The organism is Thermoanaerobacterium thermosaccharolyticum DSM 571 (assembly GCF_000145615.1).
GTDB lineage: Bacteria > Bacillota > Thermoanaerobacteria > Thermoanaerobacterales > Thermoanaerobacteraceae > Thermoanaerobacterium > Thermoanaerobacterium thermosaccharolyticum.
Genome location: NC_014410.1, coordinates 1,520,651 through 1,535,000, shown reverse-complemented (window position 1 = coordinate 1,535,000; position 14,350 = coordinate 1,520,651). Strand labels below are relative to the sequence as shown.

Below are 14,350 nucleotides of genomic sequence, written 5' to 3'. Positions count from 1 at the left end.
TCAAAAGGGAAACAGCCCAGACCGACAGCTAAGGTCCCAAAGAGCATGTTAAGTGGGAAAGGAAGTAGGATTTCCAAGACAACCAGGATGTTGGCTTAGAAGCAGCCATACATTCAAAGAGTGCGTAATAGCTCACTGGTCGAGAAATCCCGCGCCGAAAATAAACGGGGCTAAAACATGCCACCGAAGCTACGGATTCGAAAGAATGGTAGGGGAGCGTACTGTACAGGGCGAAGGATAAGCGTAAGCGAATCTGGACAGTACAGTAGAGAGAATGCCGGTATAAGTAACGAGAGTAAGGCGAGAAACCTTACCGTCGAAAGCCTAAGGTTTCCTGGGGAAGGATAATCCGCCCAGGGTAAGTCGGGACCTAAGCCGAGGCGAAAGCGTAGGCGATGGACAACCGGTAATAAATCCGGTACCACCGAAATCCGTCAAAAGAGAAGCAAGGACGCAGCGAGATAAGAAAAGCGTGCGGTTGGTAGAGCACGTCCAAGCAGCGACGAAAAGAGCTTTGAGTGAAGTACCAAAGCTCATAAGAGCTGTGAAGGGGAGCCGAAAGGCGAAGTTTCGAAGGGGCTGCCAAGAAAAGTTGCTATCGAGGATAGAGGTGCCCGTACCAGAAACCGACACAGGTAGGCGAGGAGAGAATCCAAAGACGAGCGGGAGAACCCTCATTAAGGAACTCGGCAAAAAGACTCCGTAACTTCGGGAGAAGGAGTGCCGAAAGGCCGCAGAGAAGAGGCCCAAGCGACTGTTTACCAAAAACACAGGTTTCTGCTAAGTCGAAAGACGAAGTATAGGAGCTGACGCCTGCCCGGTGCTGGAAGGTTAAGGGGAAGTGTTATCCGGCACTCAACTATACCTATTAGGAGTGAAAGAAATGTATTATGTCTATATAATAAAGAACGAAAATGGAGGCATATATACAGGCTATTCAGAAAATATAAGGAAAAGACTAGAAGCTCATAATAAAGAGCTAAACAAATATACAAAGGGGCATAAATGGGAACTAATATACTATGAAGCATATAAAGCAAAAGAAGATGCCCAAAAAAGAGAAAAACAATTAAAAAAATCCCATAATGCAAGAAGATGGTTAAAAGAAAGAATAGCCAAAAGCATAAACTCTTAGTAGATAGAGTTGAGTGCCGGAGAAGCACAGAACTTAAGCCCCAGTAAACGGCGGCCGTAACTATAACGGTCCTAAGGTAGCGAAATTCCTTGTCGGGTAAGTTCCGACCTGCACGAAAGGCGTAACGACTTGGGCGCTGTCTTGATGGGGGACCCGGTGAAATTGTAGTACTCGTGAAGATGCGAGTTACCCGCGACAGGACAGAAAGACCCCATGGAGCTTTACTGCAGCTTGTCACTGAATTTTAGTAATATCTGTACAGGATAGGTGGGAGGCGGAGAAAGATGGGCGCAAGCCTATCTGGAGCCGACGTTGGGATACCACCCTGATATTACCGAAATTCTAACATAGGAGCCGTAAGCCGGCATATGGACACTGACAGGCGGGCAGTTTGACTGGGGCGGTCGCCTCCCAAAGAGTAACGGAGGCGTCCAAAGGTTACCTCAGCGCGGAAGGAAATCGCGCGTAAGAGTGCAAAGGCAGAAGGTAGCCTAACTGCGAGAAAGACAATTCGAGCAGGGACGAAAGTCGGGCTTAGTGATCCGGCGGTAGAGAATGGGATTGCCGTCGCTCAACGGATAAAAGCTACCCTGGGGATAACAGGCTGATCTCCCCCAAGAGTCCACATCGACGGGGAGGTTTGGCACCTCGATGTCGGCTCATCGCATCCTGGGGCTGAAGTAGGTCCCAAGGGTTGGGCTGTTCGCCCATTAAAGCGGTACGCGAGCTGGGTTCAGAACGTCGTGAGACAGTTCGGTCCCTATCCGTCGCGGGCGTAGGAAATTTGAGAGGAACTGCCCTTAGTACGAGAGGACCGGGGTGGACAAACCGATGGTGTACCAGTTGCGAAGCCATTCGCACAGCTGGGTAGCCAAGTTTGGAAGGGATAAACGCTGAAAGCATCTAAGCGTGAAACCCACCTCAAGAAAAGATTTCCCATCTGGCACTCAACTATACTTACTGAAGGAAAAAAGCACTATGTACAAATGTTAGGGAATGAAATAAAATAGATTACAGTAGGTAGAGTTGAGTGCCAGAGTAAGACACCTTGGAGAAGACGAGGTAGATAGGCCGGAGGTGTAAGAGTAGAAATACTTTGAGCTGACCGGTACTAATAAGTCGAGGACTTGACCAAAGAAGCATTGTGCAGTATTCAAGGTTCATTTAAAAAAGCATATAGCGAAAAATATTATCACCGTTCACAAATTGTGTTTTCTATATACTAACGGCTCACTACGTTAGTTCGGCTAAAGCCGTCTATGCGTTGTGACGGCTTTTATAGCCTCACTGCACTGCGTTCGCCGAGTATATAACGAAAACGCAATTAATAGTTCACTTGTGATAATATTTTTCGAAAAAAGTATTTATTAGATAAGATTTTTTCGAAAGATGTAAAAGGACAAATGAACAAAAGATTTCCGGTGGCAATAGCGGAGGTTAAAAACCCGTTCCCATTCCGAACACGGTCCCAAATCGGGGTCCCCCGAAAAGTCGCAAGACTTTTTGGGGTGATAGTGAAGCCCTCCAGCGCCGATGGTACTGATTACTCGGGAGAGTAGGTCGCTGCCGGTAAAAATTTATAAAAGAGGTAGTCTGTTTTAAATGGACTATCTCTTTTTTATTTTTTATGATATAATTAACGTTAAAACTATGATAAAAGGAGGCAAGTAAAGATGCTAAAGAGTAAAAATATTGAACTTGTACCGTTTGAGTCCAAATATATTAAGAAATTTGTAGAATTTCGTAATAGTGAAGACAGTAGAAATTTTTTGATGCCTGGTATACCATATCCTGTGACAGAAGGTTCAGTTTCAGAGTGGCTTAATAAAAGGGCAAATCCTAGTGAGTCAGGTGAATTTGCAATTATTTATAATGAAACTAAAGAATATATAGGTAATATTTCATATGGCAATGTAGATTGGAAAAATAGACATTGTGAAATTGCGATAATGATAGGTGAGGAAAAGTATAGAAATAGAGGACTTGGTTCAGAAGCAATAATGACTTTATTAGATTTTATATTTAATGAATTAAATTTGCATCGAGTTGAATTAAAAGTATATGATTTTAATGAAAGAGCAATAAGATGCTATGAAAAATGTGGTTTTAAAAAAGAAGGATTGCTGAGGGAAGCTGTATATAAACATGGGAAATACATAAATGAATGTATGATGAGTATTATTAAGGAAGAATTTTGTAAACATGATTTCCAGGGAAATAATTGAAAATATACATAATGGAGGAAATATGAGAGCGTTTTTAGCCGTTAAGTTAAGTGAGAGTGTTATAAATGATATTAAGAATTTGCAAGATGAACTAAAAAAATATACAATAAAAGGAAGATGGACTAATAAAGATAATTTACATATAACTCTTAAATTTTTTGGTGAAATAAATGTAGAAGAAGTTAATAAAATAAGAGAGATAACAAATAATATATCATTAAGTTTCAAATCATTTGGTATAAGACTAAATAAAATTGGCTGTTTCGAAGGCAAAGATAATATAAGAGTTTTGTGGGTAAATGTCGTTGATGATAAGAACCTCATGGCATTACATGATGCACTTGAAACAGAATTGTCTAAGGCAGGATATAGAAAAGATGATAAAAAATTTAAAACTCATATCACTATTGCAAGAGATATTACTTTAATAAAGAGCATTGAGGAAATAAATAGTATATATAAATTAAATTCTGATTATTTTATGATATCAAATATATATCTTATGGAAAGCAAACTTGAGAACAATAAGAGAGTGTATGTACCCATTTTTGATGTTCCGTTAAGAAATCAATAAGTAGGCGAATACCTACTTATTGTTGGGTGTTACATATAATGTTTTTTGATTCGTGTAGATTACGAAACCCGGTTTTGACCCTACCGGTTTTTTGACGTACTTTCTTAATGTGTAATCAACTGGTACATTTGATGAGTTTTTTGCTTTACTATGTAATGCAGCAAGTTTTGCTGCTTCTAGAATAGTGCTATCAGGTATGCTGGTGCCTTTACTTCTGATTATGACATGGGAACCTGGAATATTTTTTGTGTGTAGCCACATGTCATTTATATCTGCAAATTTCATTGTAAGGTAATCATTTTGCACATTATTTTTTCCAATATAGATATCAAAATTGTCTGAAGATATATAATGTAAAGGCTGAGATATACCTTTCTTTTGTTTTTTGTCTTTATTTTTCTTTTTTATGTATCCTGTATCTGATAATTCTTCTCTTATTTCATCGATTTCCGATGGTAACGTGCACTGCTCAACATTCAAAAGCTGACCTTCTAGATATTCTATCTCTTTTTTTGTTTCTTCTATTTGTTTTGTAAGAAATTCTACTGCATTTTTTAATTTAGCATATTTTTTGAAATACATTTGAGCATTTTCACTTGGCGTATATTTAATATCAAGTGGTATTGTAATCTCTTCACCAGTATAATAATTTATTGTTTTAAATGCATCTGTTTTTTTGTTAAGTTTATATAAATTACTTGTTATAAGTTCACCATATAGCTTGTATAGATCTGCATTTTCAGCATTTTTCAATTCATCCAATTGTTTTTCAAGTTTATTATATAATCTTTCTAGATGCGTTTGAATAAGCTTTTTCAAATCATGAGAACGAGATTTTAAACTTTCTGCATTTGCTTTTTCTCTATAAAACTTTAATGCGGCTTCGTTAACACTTTTATAGAAAACTAAATTCTCATACTGTGTAAGCTCAATGATGGAAAATTCAAAAGGATTTTCATCAATGTAAGCGATACATGGTTTAAAGTTTGAATTATCTAAATGGCTTTTTAATAAATTTAAATTATAAATTAATTTCTCTATATCGTCTTCCGAAATCTCATTTATGTGTTTATCATCGACTTGACTTCTATAAGCAATTTCTCTAGACAAAACAGGGCTAAACCCTTCAAAAAGATTTAAAAGTGCCTTACCAATTTTTTTACCATTAAAATGCTTTAATGCACCAGATAAATCCTCTTTTTTAAAATTTTTTATATTTAATTTATCCTGTGATGGTGGCAGTTCATATTTAATACCTGGTGTGATTTCTCGTATTTTGCTCATGTCTTGATATACTCGTTTAATACTGTCTACTATAATTTCACTTTCCTTATCTATTAATATGATATTGCTGTACCTTCCCATTATTTCAACTACTAATGTTTTCACTACTTCTTTTTCTAATTCATCACGGCTTAAAACATCAATAAAGACAATCCTGTCGAATTCCTTTTGATAAATATCAATAATTTTTCCACCTTGTAGATATTTGCGGAGCAACATGCAAAACATTGGTGGGTTAATTGGATTTTCCTTATATTCATCTGTTAAGTATATCCTTGGGAAATTAGCATTAGCAGATATAAGCAATTTATAATTGTTACCAATATTTCTTATATATATAATAATTTCATCCTTTTCTGGTTGATATATCTTATCTATTTTACCACCCAGCAGTTCATTTCGCAATTCGTAAATAATGCCATAAAGTGTTATGCCATCAAGAGCCATATAAAAACAATCCTTTCTAAACAAGTTCTATATAATAGTATACCACAGCAAAAATTAATTACAAATTGACAGATTATGTAATATAAGTTACAATTAATTGAGCAAACTTTTTTCTAAACTGTTTTTTATAAAATTATGTTATAATATATATGCGTTATTTGTATTACCGAGGTGAAATATTGTGAAATTTACTAAAATGAATGGTTTAGGTAATGACTTCATTGTATTTGAAAATCTAGATAATGAAGAATATGATTATGATATATTGGCTAGAAAATTGTGTGATAGACATTTTGGAATAGGTGCAGATGGGCTTTTGATTGTAGAACCATCAGGAATAGCTGATATCAAAATGAGAATAATCAATTCAGACGGCAGTGAAGCAGAGATGTGCGGCAATGGGGCACGTTGTTTTGCAAAGTACGTTTATGAAAATGGCATTGTTAAAAAGGATAAAATGTCTGTAGAAACATTATCAGGTATTATCATGCCCGAATTGATTTTTAAGGATGATGTTGTAGAAAAAGTAAAAGTACATATGGGAAGTCCAATTTTTAGGACTGATATGATTCCTGTAAAAACTGATAAAAAATCATTTATAGAAGAGACAATTAAAATAGATGGTCGAACTTATATCGTAACTTCATTATTGGTGGGTGTACCACATACTATAATTTTTGTTAATTCAATTGATAAGAATATGATTTTAAATATAGGACCATTAATTGAAAAGTTACAAATATTTCCACGTGGAACAAATGTAGACTTTGTTAAAGTAGAGGATGACAGCAATATTACAGTAAGAACTTGGGAAAGAGGCGCTGGGCTGACTTTTGCTTGTGGCACAGGTGCTTGCGCATCTGCAGTTGCATCAGCCTTAACAGAGAAAACGAAAAGGAATGTTTATGTTCATTTTAAGAAAGGTGACTTGTATATTGAGTGGCTGTTAGATAATAATATTTATTTAACAGGAATTGCTGAAGAAGTTTTTACAGGAGAAATTAAGATTGTTTAGTTAAAAATAAAGTTGATTATAATATTTGATAGGTGATAAGATGATAAAGAGTATGACAGGTTACGGTAGAGGTGAAATAAGTGAAAATGGCTTTCACATATGTGTTGAGATTAAGACATTAAATCACAGATTTTTAGATGTGTCACTAAGACTTCCAAAGCCATTAAGCGGATTAGAGGATAAGCTGAGATTAAGAATTGCTGATAGCATAAAAAGAGGAAGAGTAGAGATAAATGTTTCATTGGAAACATACGAAAAAAGTTTGGATGTTCTTGAATTAAATAGTGATCTTTTAAATCAATACGTAACTATACTAAAAACTATAAAAGATAAGTTTGCATTGTCAGACGATATAAAGGTAAGCGATATTTTATCGCTTTCTGGTATTATAGAAATAAAAAATGCAGATATTGATGTTGATAATGTTTGGGCGACATTAGACAAGGCATTATCTATTGGAATAAAAAATTTAATTGACATGAGGGTTTCTGAAGGTATAAAATTAAAAGACGATATAATGAATAGGCTTGATATATTAAGCAATATAATTGATAAAATAGAAATGAGAGGGCCAATTGTTGCCAAAGAATACAAGAAAAAATTAGAAGCTCGTATAAAAGAATTGACTGGTGATGATTTTGATCAAAATAGATTCTTGACAGAAGTAGCTATAATGGCTGACAGGACAAGTATTGCAGAAGAGATAACAAGACTTAGAAGCCATATCAGTCAATTTAGGAACTCTTTAGACAGTGATATGCCGATAGGGAAAAAGTTGGATTTTTTAACTCAAGAGATGAATAGAGAAGCAAATACAATTGGTTCAAAATCAATGGATCTTGATATTGTCAATGGGGTGATAGAGTTAAAAGATCAGATAGAGAAGATAAGGGAGCAAGTGCAAAACATAGAGTAGGGAGGATATTTTTATGGCAATCAAACTTATAAACATTGGATTTGGCAATATTATTTCGGCAAACAGATTAGTAGCTATTGTTAGCCCTGAGTCTGCTCCTATTAAAAGAATAATTCAAGAGGCAAGGGACAGGGGAATGCTTATCGATGCTACATATGGCAGAAGGACGAGAGCGGTTATAATAACTGATAGCGATCACATTATTTTGTCTGCTGTGCAACCTGAGACTGTTGCAAATAGGCTTAATTCAAAAGACATTATTGATGAAGAAATTGAAGATGACGATTCTGAAGATTAAGGGGAATGATTTAGTTGTACAATAAAGGTTTGTTGATTGTTGTATCCGGTCCGTCTGGGGCTGGCAAAGGAACGGTGTGTAAGGCGCTTTTAAAGAAAGATAACAATTTAAAATTAAGTGTATCAATGACTACGAGAAAACCTCGTAATGGTGAAGTCGACGGAGAAAATTATTTTTTCACTACTACGGAGAAGTTCAAAACGCTTATTGAAAATAATATGCTTTTAGAATGGGCAAAAGTGTACGATAATTATTATGGTACGCCGAAAGAGTTTGTACAAAAGAATATAGATGAAGGTCATGATGTGATTCTTGAGATTGATATACAGGGAGCATTGAAGGTTAAAGATAAATATCCTGAAGGTGTGTTTATTTTTATTCTACCGCCGTCAATGGAAGAATTGAAAAACAGGATTAAAAAAAGAGGTACCGAAACAGAGGAAGAGATATTAAAGAGATTTAAAAGTGCATATGAAGAAATCAATTTTGTATCAAGGTATAATTATGTAGTTATAAACGATGATGTTGATTTAGCAGTTGACAAAATTCTTGCAATTATAAAGGCTGAAAAATGCAGAGTTGATAGAAATAAAGGTTTATATCTTGAAGTAAAGGAGAGATGTTAGATGATTTTATATCCATCAATAGTTGATTTAATGAACAAAATAGACAGCAAATATACTTTATGTGCATTGGTGTCGAAACGAGCAAGACAGATTATAAATGGAGAACCGAGCTTGATACAGACTGATTCAAAAAAGCCCGTTACAATAGCAACTGAGGAGATTAATGAAGGGCTTATAACATTTGAAAGACAAAAATTTGGCATAAAGTAGAAGGTGTTTTGATGAGTGATTCAAAAAATGTTGTTATTGGAGTCACTGGCGGGATAGCGGCTTATAAATCAGCAGATCTTGTTTCAAGACTCGTTAAAAGAAATATAAATGTTGATGTCATAATGACTGAATCCGCTACAAAGTTTATATCTCCATTGACATTTGAATCTCTGTCTCATAACAAAGTTGTAGTTGATATGTTCGAAAGCCCAAAGTTTTGGGAGATAGAGCATATTGCATTGGCAGAAAAAGCGGATGTATTTGCTGTAGTGCCTGCTACAGCAAATGTTATTGGTAAAATAGCTAACGGTATTGCAGATGACATGCTTACAACTACTGTGATGGCTACTAAAGGTAAGGTTATTTTAGCACCTGCAATGAATACAAATATGTACAACAATGTAATATTTAAAGAGAATCTTAAAAAACTTATGTCACTAGGATATATAATAGTAGAACCAGATAACGGAAGGCTTGCTTGTGGGACATATGGAAAAGGTAAACTAGCAGATATAGGAATTATAGAAGATACAATACTAAAATATTTACTACTAGATAAAAATGATTATGATGGAAAAACAGTTCTAGTGACTGCAGGACCTACTGTTGAGCCAATTGACCCTGTAAGGTATATTACAAATCATTCATCTGGTAAAATGGGTTTTGAAATTGCAAAAGCTGTAAAGTCCCGTGGTGGAAGGGCTATTCTAGTTACAGGTCCTACAAATCTGGAGGATCCTATCGATATAGAAACGATACATGTTAACACCGCCTGTGAGATGTATGATGCTGTTATGAAATTGAAAGATAATATTGATATTTTCATCGGTGCAGCAGCTGTTGCCGACTATCGTCCAGAAAGGTATGAGGTTAACAAAATAAAAAAGAGTGATGATAATATAGAGTTAAAGTTAATTCGAAACCCTGATATATTGTACGAATTAGGAAAGAATAAAGGTAATATAATTTTAGTTGGCTTTGCTGCTGAAACAGAGAATTTAATGGAAAGTGCCAAAGAAAAAATTAATAAAAAAAATTTAGATTTAATTGTAGCTAATGATGTCTCAATGGAAGGTGCCGGATTTTCAGGGGATACAAATATAGTCAATATAATAGATAAAGATCTTAATATAAAAGAATATCCATTAATGAGTAAGACTAATGTAGCACACATAATACTTGATGAGATAAAAAGATATTTTAATTTATAGCCTTGGCGGCTTTTTTTTATGGGGGTATATATGTTTGCTGATGTTGTTTTAAATGAATTTTCACGAAATATAGATAGAATTCTTACATATCGAGTGCCTGATGACATTAAAAATTTAAAAATAGGATCGAGAGTTTTGGTTCCTGTAAACAAAAGTTTCGTTGAGGGGTATGCAATAAATTTATCGGAAAAGATTGAGATACCAATTGAGAAAGTAAAGCCAATAATGCGTGTTTTAGACGATTTTACTGTGTTTGATGAAAAATTATTAAATTTGGCTATTTGGATGAGAGACTATTATAAATGTAATTTATCTGAAAGCTTACAATGTATTATACCGTCAGGAATAAAAAACGGCATAAAGAAAGTAAAAAAGGTAACGCTTAATAAAGGATACCTAGATGATGCTTCAATTACACCAAGGCAATTTGAAATATTAAATTATCTTAAAGACAACGGCACAGTTTTATTATCGGATTTAGTTAAAGATTTAAATATCAGTTATTCAACAGTAAATAGTTTAGCTCGAAAAGGAATTATTTGTGTATATTACGATGAAGTAAATAGACTTAAAATGTCAGACTATAAAAAGACAGATAAACTTATTCCTACAAAAGAACAAGAATTCGTAATTAATGAAGTAAAACATTCAATAGGTAGAAATGTTTTTGAAAAATATCTTTTATTTGGTGTTACCGGCAGTGGTAAAACAGAAGTTTATCTTCAACTCATAGAAAAATGCATTGAGGAAGGAAAAGAATCAATTGTATTAGTACCTGAGATATCTTTAACACCTCAGACAATAGAAAGGTTTATTTCAAGATTCGGCAATTTAGTTGCTGTCTTGCATAGTGGACTATCAGATGGTGAGAGGTTCGATGAATGGCGAAGAATAAAAAACGGTGAAGTTAAGGTTGTCGTCGGTGTAAGAAATGCAATATTTGCTCCATTTTCAAACATAGGATTAATTATTATTGATGAAGAACATGAGAACACCTACAAACAATCTGATTTTAAACCTAAATACAATGTAAAAGAAGTTGCAGAAAAAAGGTGTGAAATAGAAAAAGCAGTTTTACTTCTTGGTTCTGCTACTCCTCAGATAGAGTCGTATTATAAAGCTTTAAGGAACGAATATAAATTATTAAAATTAAAAGAAAGAATAGGACTTGAATTGCCAGAAGTTGATGTTGTAAACATGAGCCGTGAATTAGCCGATGGGAATAATTCAATATTTAGCAGAAAACTGTATAAAGAGATAAGAGAAAACTTGATGAAGGGTGAGCAGACAATATTATTTTTAAACAGAAGAGGTTATTCTTCTTTTGTTATGTGTCGAGATTGCGGCTATGTTCCTGAATGTCCTAATTGCGATATATCACTTACATTTCATGCTAATGAGAGCAAGCTGAGATGTCATTATTGTGGGTACAATATTAATACGGTTTATGTATGTCCTAAATGTGGTAGCAGAAGAGTTAGATATTTAGGTATTGGTACAGAACGCGTAGAAAAGGAAGTAAAAAAATTATTCCCTAGAAGCAGAGTTTTGAGAATGGATATAGATACGACAAAAACAAAAGGGGCCCATGAAAAAATTTTTAATGAGTTTAAAAATGGAAATGCAGATATTTTAATAGGTACTCAAATGATATCAAAAGGTTTTGACATTCCTAATGTAACATTGGTTGGAGTGATCTTAGCTGATGTAACGCTAAATATACCAGATTTTAGATCGGGTGAGAGAACTTTTCAGCTTTTAACTCAGGTAGCAGGAAGAGCTGGTCGGGGAAGTAAACCTGGAAGAGTAATTATTCAGACATATGAAGAGGACAATTACAGTATTATATCAGCTAAAAATCAAGATTATGAGTCATTTTATAAAGAGGAAATTCGCTATAGAGAAACCTACATGTACCCTCCTTTCACACATTTGCTAAATATTGTAGTATCAGGACCTATAAAAAATGATGTGGTAACTTGTGCAGCGTCAGTATATAATTTAATTTATAAAACTATTAACAAAAGTGTAAAAAAGAGCTATAATAAAGTATTAGGTCCATCGTCTGCTCCTATAGAAAGAATAAAAAATAACTATAGGTGGCAGATTATTATAAAATCCAGTGAAAGAGCTATTTTGCAGGATGTTTGCGATGTTTTAAATACTCTTAAATTTCATAAAGGCATTAAAATATCATTTGATTTGGACCCGTTAAATTTAATTTAAGGAGGATTTTTATGGCATTAAGGTATATTAGAAAAATAGGAGATCCTATATTATATAAGAAGGCAAAACATGTCGAAAAAATAGATGATCATATTTTAATGATTTTAGATGATATGGCAGAAACTATGTACAGTGCGGATGGTGTTGGACTTGCTGCAAACCAAATCGGAATTTTAAGAAGGCTGGTTGTCGTAGATGTAGGCGATGGTCTCATTGAATTGATAAATCCAGAAATAATTCTAGAGGAAGGGGAGCAGATAGGACAAGAAGGTTGTTTAAGTGTACCAAATGTAACTGCAGAAGTTAAAAGACCTAAAAAGATCAAGGTCAAGTATCAAGACAGAAATGGAGATATAAGGGAAATAGAAGGTGAAGATTTTTTAGCGAGGGCATTATCTCATGAAATAGATCATCTAAATGGTGTATTATTTGTCGACAAAGCGATAAGAATTATAAATGAAGATGATGAAAAAAAAACGGAGGCTGAGTGATTTGAACATTGTGTTTATGGGTACACCTGAATTTGCTGTTCCGTCTCTTGAAAAACTGATTGAGTCTGGTCATAATGTGATGTTAGTTATAACTCAACCAGATAAGCCAAAGGGCAGAGGCAAAAAAATATCTTATTCTCCTGTAAAAGAGTGTGCTATAAAAAACAATATAGAAGTATTTCAGCCGCCTAAACTTAAGAATAATAAAGAGATATTTGATAAGTTAAGTCAGTTAAATCCAGATTTGATTGTTGTAGCTGCATATGGTAAGATTCTCCCTGAAGAAATTTTGCAAATACCAAGATATGGTTGTATTAATGTACATGCATCTTTGCTTCCAAAGTACAGAGGCGCGGCACCAATAAATTGGGCGATTATAAATGGCGAAAAGGAAACAGGAATAACAATTATGTATATGGAAAAAGGATTGGATACCGGCGATATTTTATTGCAAATGTCTATACCTATATTGGAAGAAGATAATTCTGAAACGATTCATGACAAATTGGCAGTCTTGGGTGGAAATGCTTTAATTGATGCTATTAATAAAATGGTGGATGGCGCATTAATGCCTGTAAAACAGGATGATAGCAAGGCAACATATGCTCCAATATTGGAAAAATCTATAGGGCTTATAAATTGGCAAAAAGATGCAGTTGAAATAAAAAATCTCGTAAGAGGTTTGAGGCCCTGGCCTGTGGCATATACGTATTATAAAGGCAATATGCTAAAAATATGGGCAGCAGAAGTATATTCTTATGAAGGTAAAGAAAAACCTGGTACTGTAATTTATGCAGGCAATACTTTGGTAGTTAAATGTGGCAAAGATGCATTAAAAATATTAGAAATTCAATCAGAAGGTACAAGAAGGATGACTGTAGAAGAATATTTAAGGGGACATATAATTGGAAAAGGTGAACAATTAGAGGGGATATAATTTTGACAGGTAAAAAACGTATATTTTTAGGCCTTTTAAGTGTATTAATAATTTTATTGACTGCCGGAGTTTTATTCCTATTGTACATTGTAAAAAGTAAAAGCTCTGTAATGTACAATTTATTAATGAACTCTTTAATTTTGCTTTTTTCTATAGTGGCTATTTTTTTGATTTTTGGTATTATTGGTTTTATCTATTTAGTTTATAGCAAAAGTAATAACCGTACATTGAATAAGATATTGTTGACTTTAATAGATGTTTCGTATCCGGTATTACAGATATTGGGTGGAATTTTAGGCATCGAAAAAGATAAAATTCAGCAGTCTTTTACTAATATAAATAATTTTTTAGTTAATTCTAGGCATGAGAAATATATGCCTGAGGATCTTTTAATTTTGACGCCACATTGTATACAATTTAACGAATGCAAGTTTAAAGTGACAAATGATATTGATAATTGCCGAAGGTGTGGAAGGTGTCAAGTTAGTGATTTGGTAAAGTTAAAAGAAAAGTATGGTGTAAAAGTTGCAATTGCAACTGGAGGCACATTAGCAAGAAAAGCCGTGAAAGATATAAAACCAAAAGCTATCATTGCCATTGCTTGCGAAAGGGATTTGACAAGTGGAATACTGGATGTGAAAAAAATACCCGTTTATGGTATAATAAATATGAGACCTAATGGTCCATGTTTTAATACAAAAGTAAATATAGATGAGGTTGAAAAAGCGATCATAAATTTCACGAATGGAGGATAA

The 14,350-nt window shown here is 34.2% G+C and carries 13 protein-coding genes and 2 rRNA genes (1 of these 15 only partly in view); 14 read left to right on the top strand and 1 reads right to left on the bottom strand.

What is annotated here, in order from left to right:
* The 4 genes from TTHE_RS07630 to thpR all read left to right on the top strand — a co-directional run.
* A 23S ribosomal RNA gene (locus tag TTHE_RS07630) occupies positions 1–2,270 on the top strand (it extends 1,103 nt beyond the left edge of the window).
* A gap of 282 nt (positions 2,271–2,552) precedes the next feature.
* A 5S ribosomal RNA gene (rrf, locus tag TTHE_RS13760) occupies positions 2,553–2,707 on the top strand.
* A gap of 101 nt (positions 2,708–2,808) precedes the next feature.
* The gene (locus tag TTHE_RS07625) at positions 2,809–3,360 is read left to right on the top strand and encodes a GNAT family N-acetyltransferase (RefSeq protein WP_013298014.1); all 552 of its coding nucleotides are present in this window, start codon (positions 2,809–2,811) and stop codon (positions 3,358–3,360) included.
* 22 nt (positions 3,361–3,382) lie between these two features.
* Entirely contained in the window at positions 3,383–3,934 is a 552-nt protein-coding gene (thpR, locus tag TTHE_RS07620; protein WP_013298013.1) for an RNA 2',3'-cyclic phosphodiesterase, read from the top strand.
* A gap of 12 nt (positions 3,935–3,946) precedes the next feature.
* On the opposite strand, the gene TTHE_RS07615 is transcribed toward thpR, so the two are convergent.
* Complete coding sequence (locus TTHE_RS07615; RefSeq protein ID WP_013298012.1) at positions 3,947–5,665, bottom strand: Rqc2 family fibronectin-binding protein; 1,719 nt, start codon at positions 5,663–5,665, stop codon at positions 3,947–3,949.
* A 181-nt stretch (positions 5,666–5,846) separates the two neighbouring features.
* On the opposite strand from TTHE_RS07615, the gene dapF reads away from it, so the two are divergent.
* Genes dapF through TTHE_RS07565 form a run of 10 tightly spaced genes read left to right on the top strand, consistent with a single transcriptional unit; the run spans position 5,847 to position 14,350 of the window.
* Positions 5,847–6,680 (top strand): diaminopimelate epimerase, encoded by an 834-nt coding sequence (gene dapF / locus TTHE_RS07610; protein WP_013298011.1) that lies wholly within the window; start codon positions 5,847–5,849, stop codon positions 6,678–6,680.
* Between the two features lie 40 nt (positions 6,681–6,720).
* Entirely contained in the window at positions 6,721–7,596 is an 876-nt protein-coding gene (locus TTHE_RS07605) for a YicC/YloC family endoribonuclease (protein WP_013298010.1), read from the top strand.
* Positions 7,597–7,609: 13 nt separating this feature from the next.
* Positions 7,610–7,894, top strand: a complete 285-nt coding sequence (gene remA, locus TTHE_RS07600) for an extracellular matrix/biofilm regulator RemA (protein ID WP_013298009.1) — start codon at positions 7,610–7,612, stop codon at positions 7,892–7,894.
* A gap of 14 nt (positions 7,895–7,908) precedes the next feature.
* Positions 7,909–8,520 carry a guanylate kinase gene (gmk, locus tag TTHE_RS07595; RefSeq protein ID WP_013298008.1) on the top strand — a complete coding sequence of 204 codons (612 nt, stop codon included), beginning with the start codon at positions 7,909–7,911 and terminating at the stop codon, positions 8,518–8,520.
* Complete coding sequence (gene rpoZ / locus TTHE_RS07590) at positions 8,521–8,730, top strand: DNA-directed RNA polymerase subunit omega (protein WP_013298007.1); 210 nt, start codon at positions 8,521–8,523, stop codon at positions 8,728–8,730.
* An 11-nt stretch (positions 8,731–8,741) separates the two neighbouring features.
* Positions 8,742–9,941, top strand: a complete 1,200-nt coding sequence (gene coaBC / locus TTHE_RS07585; protein WP_013298006.1) for a bifunctional phosphopantothenoylcysteine decarboxylase/phosphopantothenate--cysteine ligase CoaBC — start codon at positions 8,742–8,744, stop codon at positions 9,939–9,941.
* A 30-nt stretch (positions 9,942–9,971) separates the two neighbouring features.
* On the top strand, positions 9,972–12,167 hold the full coding sequence (gene priA / locus TTHE_RS07580; RefSeq protein ID WP_041587446.1) for a primosomal protein N': 2,196 nt from the start codon (positions 9,972–9,974) through the stop codon (positions 12,165–12,167).
* An 11-nt stretch (positions 12,168–12,178) separates the two neighbouring features.
* Positions 12,179–12,658, top strand: a complete 480-nt coding sequence (def, locus tag TTHE_RS07575) for a peptide deformylase (protein WP_013298004.1) — start codon at positions 12,179–12,181, stop codon at positions 12,656–12,658.
* A gap of 1 nt (position 12,659) precedes the next feature.
* Positions 12,660–13,595, top strand: a complete 936-nt coding sequence (gene fmt / locus TTHE_RS07570; RefSeq protein WP_013298003.1) for a methionyl-tRNA formyltransferase — start codon at positions 12,660–12,662, stop codon at positions 13,593–13,595.
* 2 nt (positions 13,596–13,597) lie between these two features.
* A complete protein-coding gene (locus TTHE_RS07565; protein WP_013298002.1) occupies positions 13,598–14,350 on the top strand; it encodes a DUF116 domain-containing protein in 753 nt (250 codons plus the stop codon).

Coding starts and splice junctions, on each gene's coding strand:
- TTHE_RS07625 (WP_013298014.1), top strand. CDS start 2,809: ATGCTAAAGAGTAAAAATATTGAACTTGTACCGTTTGAGTCCAAATAT.
- thpR (WP_013298013.1), top strand. CDS start 3,383: ATGAGAGCGTTTTTAGCCGTTAAGTTAAGTGAGAGTGTTATAAATGAT.
- TTHE_RS07615 (WP_013298012.1), bottom strand. CDS start 5,665: ATGGCTCTTGATGGCATAACACTTTATGGCATTATTTACGAATTGCGA.
- TTHE_RS07605 (WP_013298010.1), top strand. CDS start 6,721: ATGATAAAGAGTATGACAGGTTACGGTAGAGGTGAAATAAGTGAAAAT.
- remA (WP_013298009.1), top strand. CDS start 7,610: ATGGCAATCAAACTTATAAACATTGGATTTGGCAATATTATTTCGGCA.
- rpoZ (WP_013298007.1), top strand. CDS start 8,521: ATGATTTTATATCCATCAATAGTTGATTTAATGAACAAAATAGACAGC.
- coaBC (WP_013298006.1), top strand. CDS start 8,742: ATGAGTGATTCAAAAAATGTTGTTATTGGAGTCACTGGCGGGATAGCG.
- priA (WP_041587446.1), top strand. CDS start 9,972: ATGTTTGCTGATGTTGTTTTAAATGAATTTTCACGAAATATAGATAGA.
- def (WP_013298004.1), top strand. CDS start 12,179: ATGGCATTAAGGTATATTAGAAAAATAGGAGATCCTATATTATATAAG.